The organism is Undibacterium sp. FW305-107 (assembly GCF_058788535.1).
Genome location: NZ_JBYTAV010000010.1, coordinates 125811 through 149972, shown reverse-complemented (window position 1 = coordinate 149972; position 24162 = coordinate 125811). Strand labels below are relative to the sequence as shown.

Genomic DNA, 24162 nt, shown 5'->3' with positions numbered 1-24162 from the left:
TTCATAAATTTAGTTCTTTTAAAATTCTCTGCAGATCGATGATTAAAAATCATTCCTTCCTCTGTGTTGAGAGGTCTTTGGCCCAAATCACCAGTACCGTTGAATAAAACATGCAATCAAGACTAGACAGCCGCCAATGTGAAGCCTTCCTCAGTGTCATTGACCATGGCAGCCTGGAACAGGCAGCCCAGTCCCTGAACCTGACCAGCTCTGCCATTTCCCAGCGCATCAAGGCACTGGAAATGGAACTGGGCAATACCTTGCTGGTACGCAGCCGCCCCTGCCGTGCCACGGCAGCAGGGCAAAAACTGGTGCAACACTTGCGCCGGGTCGCCGAGCTTGAACAGGATTTGCAAAGTGAATTTGCGGGTCAGCAAAGTGCCGCCATCAGCATTGCCCTGGGTGTCAATGCCGATAGTCTCGATAGCTGGCTGCTGCCCGCCCTGGCAGAATTTTTGATTGCTGAAAATATCTTGCTTGAAGTGTTGATCGATGACCAGGATCACACCCATGATTTACTGGAAAGCGGCATGGTCCTCGGCTGCCTTTCTGCCGAGAAAAATGCCATGCGGGGTTGCCAGGCGGTGTCGCTGGGGTTCATGCGTTACCATCCGGTTGCCAGCAAAGAATACTGCCAGAGCTGGTTCCCGCAAGGCATGACGCGCGAGGCAGCCAGGCTGGCACCGGTACTGACCTTCAATCGCAAGGACAAATTGCAAGCACAGATTTTGCTCGAACATTTTGGACTGCAGGAACATGCTTACCCCACCCACTATGTACCGGCAACGACGCCGTATAACCAGTCGATTTTACTGGGACTGGGCTGGGGCGTAATTCCTGATGTCATGCTGGAAAATCTGGATCAGGACAAACTGGTCAGGCTGATGCCGCACCACCCTGTGGATGTGGCCCTGTATTGGCATCACTGGAAAGTACAAACACCACGGCTGGCACGTCTGACGAATACCCTGGTCAGGCAAGCCCGGGGCAGTCTGCGGCAAATCAAGGGGCAAGGTGAATAACTGGCGCGGCCTTGGGGTATACCTGGTTGCGGCCCTGGGACTTGGCTTTGTACAACCATTCATCAGCGCGCTGCACCATGCTTTCCATACTGTCTGCGGCTTGTAGTTGTGCCACACCAAAACTGGCAGTAATGTGCAATATACGGCCATCTGGCAGGCGAATGACAAGATCATGTTCCACTTTATGGCGTATTCTTTCTGCCACTTCCAGTGCCGCGATCAGGCTGGTCTCTGGCAAGACCATGATAAATTCTTCTCCACCGTAACGGACTATCCAGTCTACGTCTGCCCGCAACTCATCCAACAGGCATTGGGTAAAGGCGATGAGTACATTGTCACCTACCGCATGACCATATTCATCATTGATTTTCTTGAAGAAATCAATGTCACAAAACACCAGTGCCAAATGACGTTGATAACGAATGGCTCTTTGTATTTCTGCTGGCATGCGTTCATTGAACAGCAAGCGGTTATAGCAATTGGTCAGGCCATCGGTAATCGACAATTGCTTCAGCGTTTTCATGGCAGCTTCTAGCTGGCTGGTCCTTTCTGCTACCAGGGCATCCTGATTGGCAATATGCTTTTGCAGACTATCCTGCATGGTACGGAAACCGTCAACGACCAGGTCAATTTCGTTATAACCGTTTTCCGGTTTGCGTTTTAATTCCAGCTTGGTGGCCAGTTGATTGGCTTGCAAGTTTTTGACGAAATCGGCCAGTTGACGCATGGGTTTTTCCAGATCGCGCCGCAATATCGCCACCACTGCTACAAAGATAAAAATCGACACGATAATGACTTCAATAATGACGATAATAAAGCTGCGCAGCAATTCCTTGCGCAGACTGGTTTTATCAACCACGAACTCTACTGTGCCAACAGACTTGCTGGCATCTGCGGGTGCTGGTATGTCAAATTTCATATGCTGGCCATTGGCAAGGCCATTGACATCGCCGCCGATAAACTGTTGCCCGGTACTGGCCTTGATAGAGACATAAGAAATCGTTTTATTTTTCAGGATTAATGCAATCTGCTTTTGTATGGTTTGCGGCTCTATATCCCAGATAGCGACCGACAACAAAGGAAGATGGGCATGGGCCACATCATTCACAGTCATATTGAAGTTTTCTTCTATTGCCCGGTAGTTGAGCCAGGCTTGCAAACTGCTGATACACACCACGCACAGGATGACCCATTTGAAGACACGGCGTATCAACAAATTGGCGATCGGTTGCAAGGCTTGATTGCTCATTTACGTGGATCTGACTCGGTCAATAATTTGCGGAAACTGAAATCATATTTTTTGATGGCAGGATTAAGGAATTTGCTGAACTTTTTAAAATCCACTTTATCAAAATTCTGCGCCCCGAATAATTGCTGGAAACGTCTGGCTTCTTCTGGTGTGAATAAAATGAACATGGACCTGTTTTGCTCCAGACCTTCATCCGCAAAGTCCTTGCCATGGTGATAGTCATACAGCATCACCAGACCAAACGCACCAGTAATGAAATGACCACCAGCCAGGGCCGTGAGGCTGCCAGACTCCAGTGCAGTAAAAGCTTCAGCCGAAGTATTGATGGCACTGAAATGTGCGTCGCGCCCAGGCTTGCCACCACGAACGCGCCAGCTTTCCATTGCACCAAAGCTCATTAAATCATTCCCGGCCCAGATCAGCCTGGTCTGGGGATAGCGTTGATACAGCCAGACGCTCTGCTCTTGCGCCTTGGCACGATTCCAGTCGCCATACACAACCTGGTCCAATACCACATTCGCTTCTGCTACTGCTTTGCGCATGCCTTCATTACGCTTATACGAGGTGGCGGTAGACCTGTCTCCGGCAATCGCCAACATATGCAATTTGCCATCGGAGCTGAACATTTTTTCGGCCTTGCCACGCTGTATCAGCGCACGCGCAGTCAGGTAACCGGCATCTTCGGCCTGCGGTTCCAGCACACCCAGCCAGCCTTTGTACAATTGACGTGGCAAGCCGGTTTTTTCTCTGTCACCGGCATCATTGATACCACTATAGGCGAAAAAAGTCTTGATACCTGCTGCATCCAGTATGCGTAAGGCTTCGGCGCCAACAGCATAATCATTCGACAAGATTACATAATCAGGCCGCTTGTTCGCAGGGCGTGCCGCGATTTGTCTGGCGTATTCCAGCGTCTTTAAATGATCACGCTCAGAATAAATCACTTCCAGATGTATGCCCAGGCTGCGGGCAGCAGCCGTCATACCGTTGCTGGCTGTGACCCAATAAATTTCATCCGATTTTCCCGGATTAAGGAAGGTGACTGTCATAGCCAGGGCCACGCAAGGCATGAACAACATCATGCTGGCCAACAGGCTTAAACCCAAACGATATATCCACATCCTTGCCTCCGCGCATCAGGTCTTGCAATCATGCGACAGCAATAAATGCAGACCGGACAAGTGCCTGTCTTAAATTCACGCATCAGTACGGTGAATTGACAGTTTTTTACTCAGACTCTATTTTCGCGGTTTTCAGATGTGAAAAGTTGCTCATTCACAAAAACTCACATTTATGTGAATGAGCCTGGATGTGTCATGGAGATAAATACTGCTTTGGAGGCTACTTATTTCAACAGCGCTTTTTCTCGTCTGATATTCACCAGTGCCTGGCTGGTGTACAGATCAGCGAACCAGGCATCGGCAAACAACTTGCCCGCTTCCGCCTGTGCCTCGAAATGGCTCAATACCCGCGCCCTGCCCGTCTGATAAGTGGCGTCATCGACATGACTGTATTCAAGCCTTACTGCCGCTGCATAGGCATCATAGGTATCTGCTGCCTGGCCCAGTATCGCCAGATCAACGCCCAACATGCCGTCCTTCAGTGGATGATTCAGGTTTGCACTCTGGAAGTGATCCGTCACCCGTATCAGGTCGGCTACTTCCTGTGCATGCTGTGAACCCAGGCTCGCATCCAGCCACAATCTGGCACTTTGCTCTTCATTCGACAAACCGGCATGCTCACCACCATAGACCGCATCATGGAACCAGAAAGCTTTTTTCAATATCGCCACATCCGACTTGCTGGCGCCGGTATTGCTCGCCCATGCAGAGATTTCACTCAGGCCATGCACCAGATGATCAAGATTATGATAAGTCCGGCGCGCGCCACCGTAGGCGTCATCCCCCGTCAGGTAGTCAAACCAGTGGTCCAGCTTGGCGCTGTCGACATCAGCCTCTGCTTCCCAGAGTTTTTGCCAGTCAGTGCGCAGCCAGCTTTTAATCCAGGCAATGTAGGCTGGCATGGGCATGAATTTTTTTACCGTCCAGTGCCAGCCCACCGGTCCTTGCAAGGCACGCACGAAACTGGAGCTGACAGAGCCCAAATCACGTGGTGGCATGACAAAGATCGTCTTTGCTCCATCAAGTACATCAACATTGGTTTGCTGTATCAGGTTTTCATAATCGAAGTCTGATGTATTGCGTATGCCACGCACCAGATACTCTATGCCGTGGCGCTTGGCAGCTCGGGCAGTGTAATCGCCCTTGACGATGACGACGCTGACATTGCGCCAGCCACATTCGGCCACGCTGCGCTCAATAATGTCTTTGCGTTCAGGAGCAGAAAACTGCGGCTTCTTGCCCGGGTTTTCAGAAATGAAGACCACGACTTCATCAGCCAATGCCCTGGCCTCCTGTATCACCCACAGATGGCCATTGGTGATGGGATCAAGGGTGCCAGAGAATGCGATTTTTTTCATTGTGTACCCCAATGTTCCATATAAATAAGATGCTGCTGCAAGACTTCCTGTTCCAGCTCTGCGATGCTGCCCCGATTGATTATCTTGACGATCAGATCATGGGCTCGTCTCCGCAGAGCATATTCCTGTGCCTGCATCTGAAAAATCTGCCGTATCTCCGCTTCCGTCCATTCAGGATTACGATGACGCAGGCGCTGCAGGCGTGTTTCCTCATCCGCCTGCATTAGCAAGACGCTATCGTACACGAAGCCATCAACTTCATCAGGCAGCAATGCTGATTCCCAAATGACATACGCTGTAGTTTGCTGCATGGTCCACTGCCACATGGCCTGTAATACATAGGGTTGCAGCAATTTACGCAAGCAGCGATTTGCATCAATATCATTGATCAGTACTGTACGTAAAATGCCACGTCGTAAGCGACCAGCATCCGTCAGCAACCTGGGCAATACCAAAGCTATTTCTGCCATTGCCGGATGCTGGCTGTCCTGGTGTATCTTGCGTGCCACCATATCTGCATCAATAACCGGCACACCCAGCTTGAGAAAACCAGCCGCAGCACTAGATTTGCCGCAACCCATGCCCCCAGTCATCAACACCACGCGGGAACGCCTGACCATGTCAGGAACAGGAATAGAAGCGGAGATCAAAACAGTACTCATGGCAAGTTTTAATATTGGACAATCAACCAATATTGAAAGCTTAATACATCAACACTCAAATCACAAGCTTATTTTGGTTATTCAACCAAAATAATAAACCCATCAAACTACTGAAGGCCAGCATAGCTGATTCCATTTTTCCAAACCGACACTGTCATACCGTTGAAATATTTTAAATATATTTTCATACAGTATTAAGCACTGATTAAGCGCTAAACTTAAATGGAAAAGGATAAGCAATGATTTCAGACAGCCGCAGAAAGTTTTTGCGATTTTCAGCCACAAGTGCGGGTGCCAGCATGTTACCCGGGCTAATACAACAGGCTCTCGCCGTACCGGCGAACAATGTCACTGGTACGCTGGCAGATGTTGGCCATGTGGTGATTTTCATGCAGGAAAATCGCTCCTTTGATCATTACTTTGGCACCCTCGCCGGTGTGCGTGGCTTCGATGATCCGCGTGCCATCAGCTTGCCAAATGGCGCACCAGTCTGGCAACAACCCAATCCTGCTGGTGGCAGTGTCCTGCCTTTTCATTTCGACGCCAGGAACACCAGCGCGCTGTCGGTAGGCACCAATCACTCATGGAAAGGTTCTCAACAAACCTGGCAAGGCTGGGATGCCTGGGTCAGCAAAAAAACGGTACAAACCATGGGTTATTTTGACCGTGGCGACCTGCCGTTTTATTACGCACTGGCAGATGCGTTCACCATTTGCGACGCCTATCATTGCTCGATCTTTGGTGCGACCGACCCCAACCGCATGTATTCACTGACGGGCACCAGCCAAGGCTGGTTAGGTGCCATGGGCAGCCTGTATAACATAGATGCCAGGGATTATTACAATGCCGACCCGGCCAATGACAATGTCTCGGCCGCTGTCACGGCCAGCGCACCCAACTGGCAAACTTATGCAGAAGTGCTGGAAGCCAATCAGGTGAGCTGGAAGGTGTATCAGGAGTGGGATAATTACGGCGACAACTACCTCGCCTACTTCAAGAATTTCCGCGTCAATGCAGACGGCAGCAGGTTAAACAGCAGCTCGCCGTTATATCAGAAAGCACGCAGCATGGCACCCGGTGCAAGCGTAGGTGGCAGCAAGGGGGACGGCCTGGTCAGCGCTTTTGCAGATGACGTACGCAATAGACGGTTACCACAGGTATCCTGGATATGCGCACCAAATGATTACACCGAGCATTCACCCAACTCCCCCAATGCGGGTGAAAACCTGACCGCACGCTTGCTGGCTGCGCTGGTGGCAGAGCCCGAGGTGTGGGCGAAGACCGTGTTTTTACTGATGTATGATGAGAATGATGGCTTCTTCGATCATGTGCCGCCCCACATCCCGCCCATCACTACCGCCATGGGTAGGTCTACCCTGGCCGACAATGGCATTTATGAAAAATACGGCAATGAACCGGTTGGGCTGGGCCCACGCGTGCCCATGCTGGTGATCTCGCCCTGGAGCAAAGGCGGCAAGGTTTGCTCCCAGGTTTTTGACCACACATCAAAGTTGCGCTTTCTTGAAGAATGGCTGGTCAATGGCCTGGGCAAGGACAGGGCCGCAGTCAGTTGCAAACAGATATCGCCATGGCGACGCACGGTCTGTGGCGATTTGACTTCTGCATTTGATTTCAAATCCCCTGATCAAAACTGGCCAATGACGGTACCAAAAACTGCAGCTTATGTTCCTGTCAATGGCAAGCCTTATCCAGTGCCACCCATCAACCAGAGCCAGCCGCGTCAGGAAGCCTACCCACAGGCGCAGGGGCCGCGCCCGGCCTGCCGACTGCCTTATCTGCTGGAAGCACAGGCCAGGGTCAGCAACAGCAGGCAACTGGAAGTCAATTTCATCAATAACGGCAGCGCTGGCGCTGCATTTATCGTGTATTCGAAGATACGCACTGGTGGCCCCTGGTATTACACCGTTGAAGCTGGCAAGCAAATCCAGAAAGAAACCTGGAACTGGAGCACAGATACTTACCAGCTCAGCGCCTATGGCCCGAATGGTTTGATGCGTGAATGGCGCGGCAACAGTACAGCCATCGTCAAGCCGGAGGTGCAGGCAGCTCACGATAACAACAGTGGCAAGCTGGTGCTCACACTATCCAATCTCGACAATGTCCAACCCTGCAATTTCACCGTCAGCGACAATGCCTATGGCAGCCTGGCAAATACTTATTCGCTGGCAGGTGGCCAGAGTTTGCGGCTGGAATACCCATTGATCAACAGTTTTGGCTGGTATGACTTCAGCATCATCAGCAGCGCCGACAGCCAGTTTTTTCGCCGGGTAGCCGGTCATGTTGAAGCCGTAGGTAACAACAGTAATAACAATCGCACAGACCCTTTGATCGGCCGCCAAGCTAACAGCACCCGCCTGACCACCACACCGCGCATCTCGCGCGGCAGCAATGTCGTTGCCTCCTATGCGGCATTACCTGCACAAGTCAACGCCAAGAACTGGATAGGTATATACGCAGCCGGTGCTGTGCCAGGTAATGTCAATTCACTAGAATGGGAATATGCTGGCAATAGTCAGGGCAGCGTGACGCTCAATACCGCCAGCCTCGCAGCGGGCAATTATGCGCTTTGGTATTTATACAATGATGCCTACTCAGTCCTGGCTGGCCCGGTAACATTGACGATTGTGTAGCGCCCAATAACCAGTTGACCGTACAAAGCTGAGTAAATTGATATTTGCTCAGCTGCAATACGATATTAAAAAATACATTTCAAGCTGTGCAAAAATAATCCGTACTGGAAAATGCAATCAAACATCAATGCCAAAACACAACTAAATCATAACTAAGTCACTGATTATTAAAGAAATATTAGTTTATCCCTTTTTTAGCTCTTGAAAAGCCTGCCCCCCGCCCATATACTTAGCACTCGTTGAGAGAGAGTGCTAACAAGTCCCTCTCCAGCTTAATTGAATTCCAATAGTAATTACTCGCAAATTTAAAGGAGCTTGTATGAACCTTCGTCCCCTGCACGATCGCCTGATCGTGAAACGCCTGGATCAAGAAACAAAAACTGCATCCGGTATCGTTCTGCCTGACGCTGCTGCTGAAAAGCCAGATCAAGGTGAAGTACTGGCAGTTGGCCCTGGCAAATTGCTGGACAACGGTACAGTTCGCGCCCTGGACGTTAAAGTTGGCGACCGCGTTTTGTTCGGTAAATATTCTGGTCAGGCTGTCAAAGTTGACGGCAACGAAGTTCTGGTGATGCGCGAAGAAGATATCTTCGCGGTCGTACAGAAGTAATCGGCATCCACGATATCAATTAAAGAATTCGGAGAATTAATATGGCAGCTAAACAAGTAATTTTTGGTGATGACGCACGTGCGAAAATCGTCAATGGCGTCAACATCCTGGCGAACGCAGTTAAAGTCACTCTGGGCCCTAAAGGCCGTAACGTAGTTCTGGAACGCTCTTTCGGCGCACCTACAGTCACTAAAGACGGTGTTTCTGTAGCTAAAGAAATCGAACTGAAAGACAAGCTGGAAAACATGGGTGCACAACTGGTGAAAGAAGTTGCTTCCCGCACTTCTGACAACGCTGGTGACGGTACAACGACAGCGACAGTTCTGGCACAAGCCATCGTTCGCGAAGGTTTCAAATATGTAGCAGCTGGCTTCAACCCAACTGACTTGAAACGCGGTATCGACAAAGCAGTTACAGCCATCGTTGCTGAAATCAAAACTCTGTCCAAGCCAACAACAACCAACAAAGAAATCGCTCAAGTTGGTTCCATCTCTGCCAACTCCGATGCAAACATCGGCGACATCATTGCCAAGGCAATGGACAAAGTCGGCAAAGAAGGCGTGATCACTGTTGAAGACGGCAAATCCCTGGACAACGAACTCGACATCGTTGAAGGTATGCAGTTTGACCGTGGCTACCTGTCACCATACTTCATCAACAATCCAGAAAAACAATCCGTTATCCTGGAAAACCCGTTCATCCTATTGTTCGACAAAAAAATCTCGAACATCCGTGACCTGCTGCCAGTATTGGAACAAGTTGCAAAATCCGGTCGCCCACTGCTGATCATCGCTGAAGATGTAGACGGCGAAGCACTGGCAACTCTGGTTGTGAATAACATCCGTGGCATCCTGAAAACTGCAGCTGTTAAAGCTCCAGGCTTCGGTGACCGTCGCAAAGCCATGCTGGAAGACATCGCTATCCTGACCGGCGGTCAAGTGATTGCTGAAGAAGTTGGCCTGACTCTGGAAAAAGCAACTCTGGCTGACCTGGGTCAAGCTAAACGTATCGAAATCGGTAAAGAAAACACCACCGTTATCGATGGCGCTGGCCAGGCTGTTGGTATCGAAGCACGCGTTAAACAAATCCGCGCGCAAATCGAAGAAGCAACTTCTGACTACGACCGTGAAAAACTGCAAGAACGCGTTGCCAAACTGGCAGGCGGCGTTGCTGTGATCAAGGTTGGTGCTGCAACTGAAGTTGAAATGAAAGAGAAAAAAGCACGCGTTGAAGATGCTCTGCACGCAACTCGCGCTGCCGTAGAAGAAGGCGTTGTTCCTGGCGGTGGCGTTGCCCTGCTGCGCGCACGTCAAGCTGCTGGCGACATCAAAGGCGACAATCCAGATCAAGAAGCAGGTATCAAACTGGTTCTGAAAGCAATCGAAGCACCTCTGCGTGAAATCGTTGCTAACGCCGGTGGCGAACCTAGCGTTGTTGTTAACGCCATCATCAATGGCAAAGGCAACTACGGTTTCAATGCTGCCAATGACACATACGGCGACATGATAGAAATGGGTATCCTGGACCCAGCTAAAGTAACTCGCTCTGCATTGCAAAATGCAGCATCTGTTGCTGGCCTGATCCTGACTACTGACGCTCTGGTTGCTGAATTGTCTGAAGACAAGCCATCTATGGGTGGTGGTGATATGGGTGGCATGGGCGGTATGGGTGGCATGGGCGGCATGATGTAAGAACCCGTTCACGATCTTACTGCGCGAGCGTGATCGGGGCTCATGCGCTGCTCAAAATGCTCATGTACTTAAGTACATTCCGCTTTTTGCGCTGCTCTTTAACCCGCTGACGCCCGCTCGCTACAGATCATAAACAGGTTCTACTAGCTGCTAGCTACTCTCGGCGATCTAACCGAGAGTCGCATTGCTAAAAACCCCGCAACGCAAGTTGCGGGGTTTTTTATTACCCTTACGATTTATCCACTTCGGCAACACCCCATTCAAGTAGTGCAGTTGAACATCCATTGCACCCCAAACTGGTCAGTCAGCTTGCCAAAATAATCCCCCCATATTTGCACCGCCAGTGGCGTCGTCACATTTGCCCCTTGGCTCATCAGTGCAAACAGTTGATCGGTTTGCGCACGGCTATCCATCATCAGGATGTGGGCAGAACCTCGCATAGGCTCTGCATCATCATTGTCTGAAGCATAGAAAAGCACGCCCGGCCCCTCAAATCTGGCATGCATGATCTTGCCGCGCATGGCCTCGTTCTTCAGCGACATCCCGCCCTCACCATGACGCAGTATGTCGGTTACATGCCCCAGTCCACACTGAGTATAAAAATCCAGCGCCTGCTCGCATTGCGTCGTAAAAAACAAATAATTTGATTGTTGCATAGTGCCCCCCGAATCGATTTGCTTCAGTGGAACCCTTGTTGCACGGCCTCACCCATCTCTGCATTGGAATAGGCCTTGCCCGCAATTCCCCAGGTGCCATCAACTGCATATGTCACGTTGACATACGTCCTTTCCCGCGGATGCGCCCCCTGCTTAAGCCTGTCTATGATGTCAGTGACCTCGCTGACAAAAGCCTGCTTGACCTCGGCAGTAGGGAAAGTGACTGAAGGAACCTTCACTTCGATAACTGCCAGCGACTGGTGCTGGCCACCAGCATAACTGTGCGCCTCAGAGCTGACGACCAGGTGGCCGACGACGTTAGGTGTCATGAACTTGTTGCCAGTCAAACCGTGTACGCGTAGCAAAGCGTCTGCAACGAGAGGCAGCACTTCACGCTCCCCGTCAAGAGTGAGAAGGTCTGTGGTAACTTGAACTGAGATAGGCATAGCTTAACTCCTTGATCAAAAATGGATGGTCGAGTCAAAGACCAGCCCTTGACTCCCGCATCACGGACGTTATATAACGATCGTGATGTGACACATCATTACATAACGATCGTTATCTTGTAAAGTTTTAATAGCATTTTTATTCTGGAGATTTTTTACATGGCACACCGGGCGGGGCAAAAAGAAGAAAGCAAGGCAAAGATACTCAAAAGCGCAGGACGAGGATTTCGCAGCCGGGGGTTTGGTGGTTCTGGCGTTGATGGCCTGGCAAAAGATGCGGCAGTAACATCAGGTGCTTTCTATGCGCATTTCAAGTCAAAGGCAGATGCTTTCCGTGAGGCGGTAGTTGCCGGGCTCGAAGACCTGAAACTGGGGGTCAGCCAGGCACGTGAGCAACTGGGAAGTGGCTGGCGCACGGCATTCATCGATTTTTACCTCGGGGAGCGTCGCACTTGTGACCTGGCCGATAGCTGTGCATTGCAAAGTCTATCGCCTGAAGTGGCGCGGGCAGAGGAAAAAACGCGACAAGCGTATGAAACCGAATTGCTGGCCATCATAGAAACCGTGGCTGCAGGCCTGGATGGGCAAGCCGATGCCAAACGCGAAGAAGCAACTGCCTTGCTGGCACTGCTGGTCGGCGGTGTCACGCTTGCCAGGGCAGTCAATGATCCTGCCATCAGCAAGGACATTGCTGCGGCAGTTCGCAAGGCGGCATTGGATTTGAACAGCCACTGACTCACGAATTTGCACGCCGGAATTTCTGTTCTGATCACGCCGAAAAGGACAATTCAGACTGGGAACAGGGACACGTCGATGCCAATTTCGCTATAAATCAAATAGAACAACAGCAAAAAGCCTTTTTTCAACAAGCACGCTTGACAGAAAACATCTACCGCTTGGATACTGCCGCACCTGAAAGAAAATTTTCATATTTCCGGCTCTGTGTTTCATATTTGCAATGATCTTGCGTATGCATCAACAAGCCGGGCATCATCATCAAGCAAGACAACCGCTTTGGAGAAAATATGGCGCTGCAACAATTAAGCGATGAGCAAATACGAACCTGGACCCGTGCCCAAAAGGACGAGTGGTGGTTCGCCAATATTTACCGGGGGGATATGGCGCAGTTGACCATACGCTCGGCATTTACTGGCTTTTTGCTTGGCGGCATATTGTCTGCGACTGCTTTATACATCGGTGCCAAAACCGGTATCACCATAGGCGTGGGCCTGACATCCGTCATCCTGGCCTTTGCTATTTTCAAGATACTCGCCAACCTGGGTCTGGCCAAGGATTTCACTATCCTTGAAAACAACTGTACACAATCCATCGCCACAGCGGCTGGCTACATGACCATGCCACTCAATACCGTGCTGTCAGCCTATATGCTGATCAGCGGTACGGTAGTCAGTTGGTGGCACCTGGTGGTGTGGATGAGTATCTGCTCCATCCTGGGTGTGTTGGTGGCTTTCCCGATGAAGCGCCGTTTCATCAATGAAGACCAACTGCCCTTCCCTGAGGGCCGTGCCTGCGGCGTAGTGCTCGATGCGGTATATACCGGCGAAGCTGCCAGCGGCATGTACAAGGCGCGCCTGATGGCTTTCACAGCCATGTGGACGGCAATCTATCAAATGATCACCAGCGATGGCTGGATGAAGTTCATCCAGTTCAAGATCCTGCGCATGGACAAATGGGCAGGCATGACAGAAGCCTGGCATTTCCAGGAGCGGATTGACTCTTACTATTACGCCGCTGCCGTCAAATATGACATGCTGATCCCAAAAATCCTGGGTACAGATTTCCGTGCACTGGGTCTGCGCTTTACTCTTGATGCGGCCATGCTGGGCGTCGGTGGCCTGATGGGTATACGCGTTGCCAGCAGCGTTTTGCTGGGCACCATCATCAATTTCGTCTTCCTGGCACCATGGATGATACAGCGTGGCGATATCGTCGAACGCATCGCTCCTAGCGGCAAACTGGTTCCAATTTCCCGTACCGAGATCGTCAATCAATGGGGCCTGTGGTGGGCGGTTTCCATGATGGTAGTGGCCTCCTTCATCAGCCTGGCTGCCAAGCCTGAACTGTTCACCAGCCTGTTCAAAAAATCTGATCAAAAGAAAGTCGCTGACCAGACCAGCACTGTGCTTGATCATATTGAAGTACCGCTGATCATCTCTTACATAGGTATCCCTGTATTCAGTATCCTGGCTGCATGGACAACGCATGAATTCTTTGGTGTGCCATGGCTGATGTCCATTATCACCCTGCCGCTTGTTTTCATCCTGACCATCATCTGTGCCAATGCGATGGCCCTTACTTCATGGACGCCAACTGGCACACTGTCAAAAATCACCCAATTCAGCATGGGTGCCATCGACAGCACCAACCCTGCCAATAACCTGATACCTGCGGGCATGACGGCAGAAGTGGCATCGAATGCATCCAACCTGCTGTCCGATATCAAACCGGGCTATATGCTGGGCGCGAAACCAAGGCAGCAGGCAATAGGCCATATCATCGGTATTTTCTCTGGCGCGCTGGCATGCGTACCGCTGTACTTCCTGCTGTTCCTGCCGCCAGATGCTGATGGCATACGATCTACCGCCACTATCGTTTCAGACAAATTTGCCTTCCCAGGTGCGATGCAATGGAAAGGTGTTGCCGAACTGATCGCCAAAGGCTTCAGCAGCCTGCCAGCATCCGCCATCACTGGCATCATCGTGGCAGCAGTAGCCGCCACCATCATCGAACTGGCCCGCATCTTCACCAAAGGCCGTTTCCCCTTGTCCGCTGTTTCCATCGGTCTGGGCGTCATCCTGCCACCAGAATCCTGCCTGGCAATGTGGATAGGCGCAGCCATATTCTGGTGGATGGGTCGCAAGAACAGCACCCCTGGCAGCAAAGGCCATGATTTCTGGGTAGAAGGTTGCGAACCTATCTGCGCTGGCTTGATCTCTGGTGCAGCATTGATAGGTATAGGCAATGCGATTATCAATGTGCTGATGTGATCCGACTTTGAAACATCAGGCCATGAAATGATTAGCCCCGCTGCTTGCGGGGCTTTTTTATAGCTGTGAAGATTTTGCCTGAAGATAGCAGCGTGAATAAATAGCAGGAACCAACATGAATATACCTGGTCAAGGTAAATTGATACACTTGCTCAAGCAAGGGTCAGGCAGCACCTGCCAAGGTATAAACTTTATTTCATTCCGTATTTGATCCGTTAAAAATTGTACTTAAACAGGAGCCAAAAACCATGTCCATTATGACCCTTTTCATCGCCGCTACCTTTTACGCCAGCCCTGGCACCAATCAAACCCCAACCACCGCAGATGCTGCGACCATTGCCGCCATCGAAGCCACTTGCTACGACTATATTGACGGCCAACTGGAAGCAGATCCCAAACGGGTTGCCAGGTCACTGCATCCAGACCTGGCAAAGCGCGCCGTGATCGGCGACACGCCGGACGAACGCCTGGGCCTGCGACGCATGTCCAAAGAAGAACTGGTCAACCTGACCAAAGCAGGAGCACTTAAAACACCGAAGGCAGAATGGAGCCGCAGTTGTACCGTCCTGGACGTCACAGACAAAGCAGCCTCAGTACGTCTGGAAACGCCATGGTTTGTCGATTACTTCCACATGGGCAGATTTGAAGACCGCTGGATTATTGTGAATGCGCTTTGGTATAGCAAACCAAAAAAGAGTAGTTAATTAATTACGGGAGTATTTACTGTGAACCCCACCTGCTGCCCCACAAACCCATCAAAAGCTTGTAACAGCGGCAGATATTTTTCCTCACCCTGCTCCAGCTGCATCAACGCATAACAAGCTGCCTCCAACGTTGATAACTGATCAGGCGCGTGGGCTTTGCGTATGCGGTAGTGTGAGGCTGGCATGTCTTGCAGGCTCATGCGTGGCAGTTGTTGCAACAGCGGATTCAGATACAGCATCTTGCGGCTTTTGCGCCAGGTCGCGTCTATGATCACCAGCCGCATATTCGCCAGGGCAAGATTTTGCAAAACAAATTCTGGTGCTTCGTATTGCAAATCATCCGCCTCATTTTGCGTGGTTGCCGGATAGAGCAAGACAGCCTGTTTGCCACCGGCTTGCAGCAAGTCAGTCAATAATTGTTGATCAAATTGTTCACCTTCAACCATGTGTGAATCTTGCAGACATAAGTCCAGCAAGCGTGCGCTGCCCTTGGCATTGTTCACTTCCAGGGGATGCTGCAGCACCAATACTTCCGGCGCGTTGTTGATGCAGCAAACCCAGTTGCATATGCAGGCTGTGGATGGGCGCAAGCATTGTGAACAGGATTTTCTTTTGGGCTTGGGTTCTGACATGCCAACATTGTGAAGGATTGTTATTTAAGCGGCAAGCTTCAAATGGTTTAAGGCAAAGTCATAAAGGCATCGTCTATCATGAACAGAACCTTTGACACTTTATTTTCAGTCTTATGAAACTCCCAACTATCCTTGCAGCGAGCCTGCTATTGGCGACCAGCGCCTGCGGTGGTGGCGGTGGCTCTACTGCGGCAACTACCACCGGCAGCACCACGACTACTGGTACGACGACGGGCACGACCACCGGGACCACGACGGGTACAAGCACCGGAACTACTACAGGTACAACGACCGGTACTGGAACCACGACTGGCACCACCACAGGTACAGGCACCACGGTCGTCACACTTGAAAAGAAAGCCGCTGGACTCGCTGCCAAGCTGGGCAAGTCCACACGCTTTCTGGTCGGCCTTGGCAGTGCCGATCTGGCTGACATACAAAAGCAGGGCATTACCCCCGACATCTATGATCAATATCTGGTTGGTGTAGGTGCAGGTTCATGGCCAACATGGAACAGCCCTTCTGGCGCATACGTGCAAATCGTTGCGCAAAATGCCGACAAGCTGGGTGCAGTTCCCATGTTCACACTGTATCAGATGGCCAGCAATGGCGACGGCAATCTGAGTGGCTTGACCAATACGACTTTCATGAAAGGCTATTGGGACAATGTACGCCTGATGTTCCAGCAAATCAAAGCTTACGGCAAACCCGTGCTGGTGAATTTCGAGCCAGACTTTTGGGGTTATACGCAAAGGATATCCAATAACGCCGACCCTGCTACCGTGCCCGCACAGGTCAACAATAATCCTGACTGCACCAATCAACCTAACAGCGTCGCCGGTATCAGCCAGTGTTTGATGCAAATGGCGAGAGCCATAGCACCAAATGCTTATGTTGGCTTTCCCCCTGCCCTGTTTGAAGACCTGCACTCGACCGCCATGTCTTATATGCTGAAGCTGGGTGCAGACAAGGCAGATTTCATCGTCATGCAAACCCTGGACAGAGATGCCGGTTGTTTTGAAACCGTACCGCAGGTTTCTTATTGCTCCCGCGCAGGAACGGGCTGGTATTGGGATGAATCCAATCTGAGTTCACCTAATTTCAAAGATCATTTTGCGCTGGCGAAAACTTATTATCAGGGTTTGCAATTGCCGGTCCTGTGGTGGCAAACCCCGCTGGGCGTGCCATCGACTCAGATAGGTGGAACGGCGGGTAAATACCGCGACAACAAGGTGCGTTATTTCCTCACGCATGCGTCGGAAATGGTGGCGGTTGGCGGCCTGGGCGCAGTGTTCAGCACAGGTGAAGTGAACCAGACTTCCATCAATACCGATGGCGGGCAATTCAAGACTTATTCGACCAGCTATCTGGCCAAACCTGCTGCCTTACCCTGAAATAGAAATGCCAGCCTTGCTAACACAGGCTGGCATTTTTTAGTTGACTTCTACCAATGGAATGTATTTCTGTTTCCTCCCTTCCGGCAGTCTGTCCATGGTTTGCCTCGCAATGCTGCTGCGTATCTCTTTGAGCCTGCTGGCTTCCCTGTATAACAGGTTATAACTCTCAAACGGTATCATCTTTCCATCTGGCAGGGCGAAATGGATACAGGACTTTTTCAATGCGCGCACGTCGAGGGAATAAGCGTCCATGAACTGCACGATCAATACGCGAAAAACATTGTCATACCTGAGGTTTTGCGGTGCCGAGATCAATGGCAGACAGCACATCAATTCAGACAGACAATTAGCCTGTGACTCTGGTGAATGATTGGTAGAGAAGAGTTTGAAGATCTGATCTTTCATGCCCTGCTTTAAATTCTCATCACGCTCAAAGACGATGGTATTGCCACTCCCTTCCACCAAAGACTGTGGATCAAGATAGCGCGTCAGCGGCACCGTTTTCTCTTCTGTCTTCAAGGCATAGGCCATCGCCAGCGTATCTGGATTGCACGGCACGGGCACGATATCCTTGAGACTGAACAGGCTGCATTGCTCAGTAATTTTTCTGCGTATTTCTGATACCGTCAATCGATGCAGGCGCGGGTCATAGTTCTCTACACGGCCTGCATCCTGTATTGGTTGCAAGGTCACGCCGCGCACGCATTTTTGGGTCAGCGCAAAATTAATGATATCGCCTATCTCGTCGTCATTCAGTCCCTTTTTCAAGGTCACGACCAGAGTAGTCGACAGATTGACTGCATTCAGGTTCTCCAGTGCCTGCTGGCGTATGCGACGCAGGTCCGCGCCACGCAAGACCTTGTGCACTTCAGCGCGGAAAGAATCAAATTGCAGATAGACTTCAACACCCGGCGCATAGCTCGCCAGGCGCTCAACAAAAGCCTTGTCCTGCGCCAGTACGATGCCATTGGTATTGATCATGACATGCTTGATGGGGCGAGCCTTGGCAGCATCCAGAATTTCCCAGAATTGCGGATGCAACGTTGGCTCACCACCTGACAATTGCATGACATCGGCCTCACCTTCATTGGCAACTACCGTATCAAGCATCTTGATGATGTCAGCCAGTGGCTTGTGCTGTTCGCGATGCGTGCCACTCTCGGCATAACAGACCGGGCAATTCAAATTGCAGTTGTCGGTAATCTCAACGATTGACAGGCAGGAATGCTGCATATGGTCAGGACACAAACCACAGTCATAGGGGCAGCCATATTCCATTTTGGTATTAAAGATTTGCGGCATTTCCGGATGCTTGACGAATACTTCGCGGCACAGTCTGTAGTACTCAACATCATCACTGACCAGCACACGCTCAGTACCATGCGCACTGCACCACTTGTCCATATAGACTTTATCATCCTTAAAGATGATCTTTGCTTCTACAGGGTGCAGGCAGCTGGAACAGACCGAACTGGTTGTGTCGTAAAACAGATAAGGGCGAACTTTTCGGGACATATTATTTTTTACCCTTTTAGGTAGAGGGACGGGGGTATTCTTGCAATGACTTATGAAAACTTATCAGCGGAAAGTCGTCACTATTCTGCTGGTTTTCGTTCAGAGTTTCACTCGCCAATTTTTTCAACGGCCAGCTTGCGCCTCTGACGCACAAGCAAAGGTAAGTAAATCACAAGTGCAATGATGCACAAGACTTGTATGCCACTGAAATAAGAAAAATAGTAGTAAGGCACGGGCTTGATACCATCAACGAGCAAACGCCAGAACAGGTAGCCTGCCAGGTACATTTTGAACATCAAGCCAGACTGGCTCTGCCATGCCAGCCTGCGTCGCAATAAATAGCCACCCCATGCCAGGACAAAAATCATATCGTAGATCTGGGTAGGATGACGCGCGATGCCATCACCAAAATCGACGCCCCATGGCATGCTCGTGGCATTACCATAAGTGCCATCATTGAGCCCTGCCAGGAAGCAGCCTATACGACCTATGACTGTAGCCACCATCAAGGGAAAAACAAAATTATCCCCGGTTGATTGCGGCTGCCTGAGCAGGAACTTGGCAAACTCCACGCCGATCAAACCACCCAGCAAACCACCAACGATGGACTGGCCCGACATCAATATCTGCAGATTATCTGTTGCGGCGGCCCACATATGCGGGAACTCCATCCAGAAGGCAGCTTTATTACCTATTGCAGCTCCCAGCACACAGCCTATGATCACACCATAATGTCCCGGGACCAGTATCCCTGCCTGTTGCTGGTTGGCGCGCTGACGACGGTAAAGCTGCACGCCTATGGCAATTGCCAACCATTCAAAAATGAAATGTAAAAGATGGGCGGTACTTGCTGAAAATACGTAAAGTTTCATTGAACGCAGAACTGGAACGAAGCACGCAGAACACTGCGCGCCGGATAGATGAACAATTTATTTGGATGAGATCTTACCAATTAACTTATACAGCAAAGCACAAATGAGCAAACCTGCAACGCCGTAGGCGAGTGGAATAAGGCTAAACTGATGGCAGCAAAAAATATCCCAAACGCGCCGCAGGCACCAAAACCTACCATTGGGACAAGTCACAGGAGGATGAGCAACCCGCGAACAAAGTTATTTAAATTGCGCATGACAAATAATTTTTATCTTATTTATTAATGAACATCATAGCCCAAGTATGTGGCAAGGTCTGCCTAGTCTCGTAAATAAGTCCTGATTTGAAATGACTTGCCTGAAGTCCCTGGAAATCAGCTTAGCGCGGCTCTTGCTTGTCAGTCTTAGATTTATGCGTGGACACAAAAAGTTTCTTGAGCACAAAGCCACAAACAAGGCTGATACTTAAGCCAAGCGTAACCAGACCCACCACCACGAGATCGAAATGGGAGTCCCCTAAAAAAGTAAGGCCCACGAGACCGCATAGACCAAAGCCTATCATTAATATCAGGCAAATCAGCATCGCGATGACGCGAAAAGTTTTCTGCAGATTCATGACATTTTCCCCAATTGCTACTCGGCCTGGCTGGCACGGATGTACCAAAAATATCTAACGCAATTCTTCTACCAATCTCAAATTATCTTCAAAATTCCAGATGCGACGTATTTCTATGACGTCGTACTGCGCCGCGATATTTGGCGGGAAGGCGGCATACCTGGCGTTGACGCGCACAATGCGGCGTACTGCCTCGTCGATGTCGGCACGTCCACTGGAACGCAGTATGGTGATTTCTTCTACGCTGCCATCGCTACGTATGGAAACCACGACAACCGGGTCACCGCGTGCCCTGTCCTTGGACATTTGTGAATAATTCAGATTGCCATTGCGTTCGATTTTCTGCTTCCAGCTATCGATGTAAAGACGCAAAGGCACGTCTTTGTCCTGGCTGCCAAACAGGCTGCGGCGACGTGGTCTTTCATCTGCATCATTGCGTGGCACAGGTGGAGTGCCGCGTAAAATATCAAGTCCGCGCGCCTGGTCCCTGGCCTTGCTTGCGAGATCACTACCAAGGATATTTTTTGGCAAGCTGAACGGGTCAGATTTACTGCCCTGGCTGTTGCCATTACCTGGCGTATTGGCACCGGCATTATTTTGCTGCCCGGTATTTGGTCCCTGGCTGATACCAGTGCTTGCGGTCTGATTATTTGCGGCGGCCTGGGCTGCAGCTTTGGCAGCGGCAGCAGCTTGTGCTTGTGCTTGTGCTTGTGCTTGTGCTTGTGCTTGTGCTTGTGCTTGTGCTTGTGCTTGTGCTTGTGCTTGGGCACGTTGCTCATCTGCCTTTTGTTTTGCCGCCAGCTCTTCCGATTTCTGTTTGGCTAGCTGCTCTTCATTTTTTTGTTTGGCGACCAATTCTTCTTGTTGTTTCTGACGTGCAGCGGCTTGCTGGCGCTGTTCTTCCTGCTTGCGTTTTTCTGCTTCCAGCGCGACTTGCTGTTCTTTTTCTTTTAGCTGCTGTTGTTCTTTGGCCTGTTGCTGTTCTTTCTGTGCCTGGGCCAACTGCTGTGCCAGTTGCTGGGATTTTTGCTGTCTTTCTTCTTCCTGGCGCTTGTTGTCGTCCTGACGTTTTTGTTCTGCTACCTTGATTTCTTCAGCCTGGGCTGCTTCGCGCTGGGCGCGGCGGTTTTGTTCTTCTGCTTCCAGTTGTTTTTGCAGGGCTAAGGCAGCTGCAGCCTGACGGCTGGCTTCATCGGCGAGTTTGCGGTTTTCATCATCAAACTGTTTGCTCAATTGCTGGAGTTCGGCCTTGCCATTGGTGCTGGCCTGTTGTGCCAATTCATCGGCCTGCTTGCGCATCAGTTCTTCGCGCTTTTTGCGTTTTTGTTCTTTTGCCTGCTCTTTGGCAGCTTTTTCTTGCGGGGTTTCCTGCTCCACACCTTCTTGCGCTATGTTGTCATATTGCTTTTTAGGATCAGGCTCCGCATCAGCTTTTTTGGGTACATCGTCAGGATTAGGTACAGCCATGGAAAAACTGTCTTCACGTGCAACGTCCTGTGTAATCACACGTGCCACATCAGGTGCCATGACCTTGCGCTGTTGCGCTACTGGCGGTGCAGTATCAGTTTTGACTTTTTGCACAGCCCGCGGCTTGCTGGCCACTTTGGTTTGTACTGGCGTCGGTGCAGGTGCGGCTTTTTGTGGTGCAACCAGGCGTATGCCGGAATTGGCTGCCTTGCTTTCAGCCTTTGCAGTGGCACCGCTTTCTTTCACACTGGCTGCCGCGACTGTGGATGCAGGTGCTGGATCAGACTTGGGTGTGATTTCCTTAACTGGCACTACAGGTGTAATGGGGGCAGACGATTCAGCAGCAGAGGTAGCAACAGCGGCACTAGCCGCGGCAGGCTTGTCGTTGCTGCCTGGAGCAGCATTGGCGATCTGTACCGTGATTTGCGGTGACTCGGCCCTGCGCTTGTTCCAGGGGGCTTCCAACCCCGGCATACCCAGGCCAGGCAAACCAAACTGCAACGACAGAATAAAGATATGCACGGCGATAGAGATGAGCAAACCGCCAGTCAGGCGTTGCTTGATCTCTTTGGGCATGGCATTTTCAGTTTGGGCTGGATACAGATTCATGCAACAAGTTTAATTTTTCCTCAGGTCTGACTGATTATCGCATGGTCAAAACACGAAACGTACTTTACCATCTGTATGCATCAAAAAAGTGCTTCAACATGAGAAATTCACGTCCTGAATTTGATGGCCCACCAAAAAGGAGTTACAGATGAACCCTTGCCTGCGCATTTTCGCCGCCTCTGCCCTCCTTGGCCTGGGTACCCCGGCGACGGCAGAAGTTGTCAATATAAGTAGTAATGGTTTCCAGATACGTCATGAAGTATCACTGAATATACCACCCGAAGAAGCCTATGAGCTTTTAGTCAATGTCGGCAACTGGTGGAACCCTTCACACACTTATACGCATAACACCAGGAACCTGAGCATTGATGCCCGGCCAGGTGGCTGTTTTTGTGAGAAATACCCTAACGGGGGCGGCGTACAGCATATGAGCGTAGTGCATGCTGCCTCTGGCAAAGCCTTGCGCATGTCAGGCGCACTAGGCCCCATGCAGGCACACGGCCTGGCTGGCAGCATGAGTTGGGATTTTATCCCGCAAAAAGCAGCTGAGAACAGCCCGGCTCTGAGCAAACTGGTGCTGACTTATAGCGTAGGTGGTTATATGCTGGGCGGCTTTGAAAAAATGGCCCCTATGGTGAATGGCATGCTGGGCGAACAAATCACGCGCTACAAGAATTTCGCAAATACCGGCAAGGTGGATTGAGCGTATATCACCTCTCTGAACCTGGATCAGCATTGCCAATATGGCTATGCTGATTTCGTCGCACGCCTGCTGAATTTGTGTCAAGACAGCTACCGTAGTTTTGCCTAAGCTGACGCCAATAAGTATTCCCTGATGAATCAGGCTTCCTTTACCTCGAACAATCTGATTCAGCAAACCTCAGCAAACACATTCCACACTGGCAAAAACATGAAAAAAATCTCGGTCATTGATTCACATACTGGTGGTGAACCTACGCGCATTATTATTGATGGCGGCCCCGACCTGGGCGCGGGTGACCTGGCTACGCGTTTGCAGGTATTCCGTGACAAATTTGATCATTATCGTTCAGCGACTGTTTGCGAACCACGCGGTTCGGATGTGATTGTCGGTGCACTCGCTTGCGCACCGCATGATGCATCCTGCACGGCTGGTGTGATTTTTTTCAATAATGTCGGTTATCTGGGCATGTGCGGCCACGGCATGATAGGTTTCATCGTTACTCTCGCCTACCAGGGCCAGATCAAGGCAGGCAAGCACAAGATAGAAACCCCGGTCGGTATCGTGGAAGCAGAGCTGCATGCCGACAACACGGTGACAGTGCACAATGTACCCGCCTACCGTTATCGCCAGGCGGTGCAAATTGATGTTGCCGGACATGGCCAGGTCAGTGGCGATATCGCCTGGGGTGGTAACTGGTTCTTTTTGATCAATCAGCATGGACAAGACCTGCGCTTGTCAAACGTTGAGCAATTGACAGACTTCAGCTGGCGCGTCCGCAAAGCACTGGAAGCACAAGGCATCACTGGCGAAAACGGTGCCCTGATCGATCATGTAGAATTATTTGGTCCACCCATGTCTACCGACAACCATAGCCAGAACTTTGTGTTGTGCCCCGGCAAAGCCTATGACAGGTCACCCTGCGGTACCGGCACCAGCGCCAAACTGGCTTGCCTGGCAGCGGATAAGAAACTGGAAGAAGGCCAGGTCTGGCGTCAGGAAAGCATACTCGGCAGCGTCTTTGAAGCCAGCTACCGCTATGCAGAAGATGGCAAGATCTTGCCTAGCCTGCGTGGCAGCGCCTTTGTCAATGCTGAAGCGCAGTTATTGCTGGATGAGCGCGACCCCTTTGTCTGGGGCATACGCTAAGCAGTTTGCCGCTTGATGACCTCAAAG

The 24162-nt window shown here is 50.7% G+C and carries 21 protein-coding genes; 10 read left to right on the top strand and 11 right to left on the bottom strand.

Features of this window, described 5'->3' with window-relative positions; all coding sequences use genetic code 11:
* The first annotated feature begins 110 nt into the window (after positions 1-110).
* Positions 111-1022 carry an HTH-type transcriptional regulator ArgP gene (gene argP / locus AC3WQT_RS21795; protein ID WP_492707033.1) on the top strand — a complete coding sequence of 304 codons (912 nt, stop codon included), beginning with the start codon at positions 111-113 and terminating at the stop codon, positions 1020-1022.
* Here the strand turns inward: argP and AC3WQT_RS21790 are convergent.
* The 4 genes from AC3WQT_RS21790 to coaE all read right to left on the bottom strand — a co-directional run bounded on the left by AC3WQT_RS21790 (position 1003) and on the right by coaE (position 5412).
* Positions 1003-2271, bottom strand: coding sequence for a GGDEF domain-containing protein (locus tag AC3WQT_RS21790; protein ID WP_492707031.1), 1269 nt, complete (start codon positions 2269-2271; stop codon positions 1003-1005). The two genes, argP and AC3WQT_RS21790, sit on opposite strands and share 20 nt — an antisense overlap.
* Complete coding sequence (locus tag AC3WQT_RS21785) at positions 2268-3392, bottom strand: ABC transporter substrate-binding protein (RefSeq protein WP_492707029.1); 1125 nt, start codon at positions 3390-3392, stop codon at positions 2268-2270. The genes AC3WQT_RS21790 and AC3WQT_RS21785 overlap by 4 nt, the downstream gene beginning before the upstream one ends.
* 224 nt (positions 3393-3616) lie before the next feature.
* Positions 3617-4750, bottom strand: coding sequence for a pantetheine-phosphate adenylyltransferase (coaD, locus tag AC3WQT_RS21780; RefSeq protein ID WP_492707028.1), 1134 nt, complete (start codon positions 4748-4750; stop codon positions 3617-3619).
* The gene (coaE, locus tag AC3WQT_RS21775) at positions 4747-5412 is read right to left on the bottom strand and encodes a dephospho-CoA kinase (RefSeq protein ID WP_492707026.1); all 666 of its coding nucleotides are present in this window, start codon (positions 5410-5412) and stop codon (positions 4747-4749) included. Before coaE ends, coaD begins: the two co-directional genes overlap by 4 nt.
* Before the next feature lie 239 nt (positions 5413-5651).
* Between coaE and AC3WQT_RS21770 the strand changes: the two genes are divergently transcribed.
* From AC3WQT_RS21770 to groL, 3 genes are all read left to right on the top strand, one after another.
* Positions 5652-8063: a phosphocholine-specific phospholipase C gene (locus AC3WQT_RS21770; RefSeq protein ID WP_492707025.1), complete on the top strand. Its 2412-nt coding sequence runs from the start codon at positions 5652-5654 to the stop codon at positions 8061-8063.
* A gap of 319 nt (positions 8064-8382) precedes the next feature.
* A complete protein-coding gene (groES, locus tag AC3WQT_RS21765; protein ID WP_110257032.1) occupies positions 8383-8673 on the top strand; it encodes a co-chaperone GroES in 291 nt (96 codons plus the stop codon).
* A gap of 41 nt (positions 8674-8714) precedes the next feature.
* Positions 8715-10364, top strand: coding sequence for a chaperonin GroEL (gene groL / locus AC3WQT_RS21760; RefSeq protein WP_492707024.1), 1650 nt, complete (start codon positions 8715-8717; stop codon positions 10362-10364).
* A gap of 260 nt (positions 10365-10624) precedes the next feature.
* Here groL and AC3WQT_RS21755 read toward each other — a convergent pair whose 3' ends face one another.
* Entirely contained in the window at positions 10625-11020 is a 396-nt protein-coding gene (locus tag AC3WQT_RS21755) for a VOC family protein (RefSeq protein ID WP_492707022.1), read from the bottom strand.
* A gap of 23 nt (positions 11021-11043) precedes the next feature.
* Positions 11044-11466, bottom strand: coding sequence for a tautomerase family protein (locus AC3WQT_RS21750; protein WP_492707021.1), 423 nt, complete (start codon positions 11464-11466; stop codon positions 11044-11046).
* A 159-nt stretch (positions 11467-11625) separates the two neighbouring features.
* On the opposite strand from AC3WQT_RS21750, the gene AC3WQT_RS21745 reads away from it, so the two are divergent.
* The 3 genes from AC3WQT_RS21745 to AC3WQT_RS21735 all read left to right on the top strand — a co-directional run bounded on the left by AC3WQT_RS21745 (position 11626) and on the right by AC3WQT_RS21735 (position 15178).
* A complete protein-coding gene (locus tag AC3WQT_RS21745; protein WP_492707019.1) occupies positions 11626-12201 on the top strand; it encodes a TetR/AcrR family transcriptional regulator in 576 nt (191 codons plus the stop codon).
* A gap of 290 nt (positions 12202-12491) precedes the next feature.
* Positions 12492-14474: an OPT family oligopeptide transporter gene (locus AC3WQT_RS21740; RefSeq protein WP_492707017.1), complete on the top strand. Its 1983-nt coding sequence runs from the start codon at positions 12492-12494 to the stop codon at positions 14472-14474.
* A gap of 248 nt (positions 14475-14722) precedes the next feature.
* Positions 14723-15178 carry a nuclear transport factor 2 family protein gene (locus tag AC3WQT_RS21735; RefSeq protein WP_492707015.1) on the top strand — a complete coding sequence of 152 codons (456 nt, stop codon included), beginning with the start codon at positions 14723-14725 and terminating at the stop codon, positions 15176-15178.
* Here the strand turns inward: AC3WQT_RS21735 and AC3WQT_RS21730 are convergent.
* Positions 15175-15810: a tRNA-uridine aminocarboxypropyltransferase gene (locus AC3WQT_RS21730; protein WP_492707013.1), complete on the bottom strand. Its 636-nt coding sequence runs from the start codon at positions 15808-15810 to the stop codon at positions 15175-15177. The two genes, AC3WQT_RS21735 and AC3WQT_RS21730, sit on opposite strands and share 4 nt — an antisense overlap.
* 113 nt (positions 15811-15923) lie before the next feature.
* On the opposite strand from AC3WQT_RS21730, the gene AC3WQT_RS21725 reads away from it, so the two are divergent.
* Positions 15924-17204 (top strand): hypothetical protein, encoded by a 1281-nt coding sequence (locus AC3WQT_RS21725; protein WP_492707011.1) that lies wholly within the window; start codon positions 15924-15926, stop codon positions 17202-17204.
* Positions 17205-17243: 39 nt separating this feature from the next.
* Here AC3WQT_RS21725 and AC3WQT_RS21720 read toward each other — a convergent pair whose 3' ends face one another.
* The 4 genes from AC3WQT_RS21720 to AC3WQT_RS21705 all read right to left on the bottom strand — a co-directional run bounded on the left by AC3WQT_RS21720 (position 17244) and on the right by AC3WQT_RS21705 (position 22253).
* Positions 17244-18722 carry a radical SAM protein gene (locus tag AC3WQT_RS21720; protein WP_492707009.1) on the bottom strand — a complete coding sequence of 493 codons (1479 nt, stop codon included), beginning with the start codon at positions 18720-18722 and terminating at the stop codon, positions 17244-17246.
* A gap of 107 nt (positions 18723-18829) precedes the next feature.
* Positions 18830-19594, bottom strand: a complete 765-nt coding sequence (locus AC3WQT_RS21715; protein ID WP_492707007.1) for a prolipoprotein diacylglyceryl transferase family protein — start codon at positions 19592-19594, stop codon at positions 18830-18832.
* A gap of 379 nt (positions 19595-19973) precedes the next feature.
* Positions 19974-20210, bottom strand: a complete 237-nt coding sequence (locus AC3WQT_RS21710; RefSeq protein ID WP_492707005.1) for a hypothetical protein — start codon at positions 20208-20210, stop codon at positions 19974-19976.
* Positions 20211-20264: 54 nt separating this feature from the next.
* A complete protein-coding gene (locus tag AC3WQT_RS21705) occupies positions 20265-22253 on the bottom strand; it encodes a TonB family protein (protein ID WP_492707003.1) in 1989 nt (662 codons plus the stop codon).
* A 181-nt stretch (positions 22254-22434) separates the two neighbouring features.
* Here AC3WQT_RS21705 and AC3WQT_RS21700 point away from each other — a divergent pair, with 181 nt between their 5' ends.
* Both AC3WQT_RS21700 and AC3WQT_RS21695 read left to right on the top strand, forming a co-directional pair.
* Positions 22435-22989: an SRPBCC family protein gene (locus AC3WQT_RS21700; RefSeq protein WP_492707001.1), complete on the top strand. Its 555-nt coding sequence runs from the start codon at positions 22435-22437 to the stop codon at positions 22987-22989.
* A gap of 207 nt (positions 22990-23196) precedes the next feature.
* On the top strand, positions 23197-24135 hold the full coding sequence (locus AC3WQT_RS21695) for a 4-hydroxyproline epimerase (protein ID WP_492706999.1): 939 nt from the start codon (positions 23197-23199) through the stop codon (positions 24133-24135).
* Positions 24136-24162: the final 27 nt, after the last annotated feature.

Excerpts from the sequence above, each read along its gene's own strand:
- argP (WP_492707033.1), top strand. The coding sequence starts at position 111 with ATGCAATCAAGACTAGACAGCCGCCAATGTGAAGCCTTCCTCAGTGTC.
- AC3WQT_RS21790 (WP_492707031.1), bottom strand. The coding sequence starts at position 2,271 with ATGAGCAATCAAGCCTTGCAACCGATCGCCAATTTGTTGATACGCCGT.
- AC3WQT_RS21785 (WP_492707029.1), bottom strand. The coding sequence starts at position 3,392 with ATGTGGATATATCGTTTGGGTTTAAGCCTGTTGGCCAGCATGATGTTG.
- coaD (WP_492707028.1), bottom strand. The coding sequence starts at position 4,750 with ATGAAAAAAATCGCATTCTCTGGCACCCTTGATCCCATCACCAATGGC.
- coaE (WP_492707026.1), bottom strand. The coding sequence starts at position 5,412 with ATGAGTACTGTTTTGATCTCCGCTTCTATTCCTGTTCCTGACATGGTC.
- AC3WQT_RS21770 (WP_492707025.1), top strand. The coding sequence starts at position 5,652 with ATGATTTCAGACAGCCGCAGAAAGTTTTTGCGATTTTCAGCCACAAGT.
- groES (WP_110257032.1), top strand. The coding sequence starts at position 8,383 with ATGAACCTTCGTCCCCTGCACGATCGCCTGATCGTGAAACGCCTGGAT.
- groL (WP_492707024.1), top strand. The coding sequence starts at position 8,715 with ATGGCAGCTAAACAAGTAATTTTTGGTGATGACGCACGTGCGAAAATC.
- AC3WQT_RS21755 (WP_492707022.1), bottom strand. The coding sequence starts at position 11,020 with ATGCAACAATCAAATTATTTGTTTTTTACGACGCAATGCGAGCAGGCG.
- AC3WQT_RS21750 (WP_492707021.1), bottom strand. The coding sequence starts at position 11,466 with ATGCCTATCTCAGTTCAAGTTACCACAGACCTTCTCACTCTTGACGGG.
- AC3WQT_RS21745 (WP_492707019.1), top strand. The coding sequence starts at position 11,626 with ATGGCACACCGGGCGGGGCAAAAAGAAGAAAGCAAGGCAAAGATACTC.
- AC3WQT_RS21740 (WP_492707017.1), top strand. The coding sequence starts at position 12,492 with ATGGCGCTGCAACAATTAAGCGATGAGCAAATACGAACCTGGACCCGT.
- AC3WQT_RS21735 (WP_492707015.1), top strand. The coding sequence starts at position 14,723 with ATGTCCATTATGACCCTTTTCATCGCCGCTACCTTTTACGCCAGCCCT.
- AC3WQT_RS21730 (WP_492707013.1), bottom strand. The coding sequence starts at position 15,810 with ATGTCAGAACCCAAGCCCAAAAGAAAATCCTGTTCACAATGCTTGCGC.
- AC3WQT_RS21725 (WP_492707011.1), top strand. The coding sequence starts at position 15,924 with ATGAAACTCCCAACTATCCTTGCAGCGAGCCTGCTATTGGCGACCAGC.
- AC3WQT_RS21720 (WP_492707009.1), bottom strand. The coding sequence starts at position 18,722 with ATGTCCCGAAAAGTTCGCCCTTATCTGTTTTACGACACAACCAGTTCG.
- AC3WQT_RS21715 (WP_492707007.1), bottom strand. The coding sequence starts at position 19,594 with ATGAAACTTTACGTATTTTCAGCAAGTACCGCCCATCTTTTACATTTC.
- AC3WQT_RS21710 (WP_492707005.1), bottom strand. The coding sequence starts at position 20,210 with ATGAATCTGCAGAAAACTTTTCGCGTCATCGCGATGCTGATTTGCCTG.
- AC3WQT_RS21705 (WP_492707003.1), bottom strand. The coding sequence starts at position 22,253 with ATGCCCAAAGAGATCAAGCAACGCCTGACTGGCGGTTTGCTCATCTCT.
- AC3WQT_RS21700 (WP_492707001.1), top strand. The coding sequence starts at position 22,435 with ATGAACCCTTGCCTGCGCATTTTCGCCGCCTCTGCCCTCCTTGGCCTG.
- AC3WQT_RS21695 (WP_492706999.1), top strand. The coding sequence starts at position 23,197 with ATGAAAAAAATCTCGGTCATTGATTCACATACTGGTGGTGAACCTACG.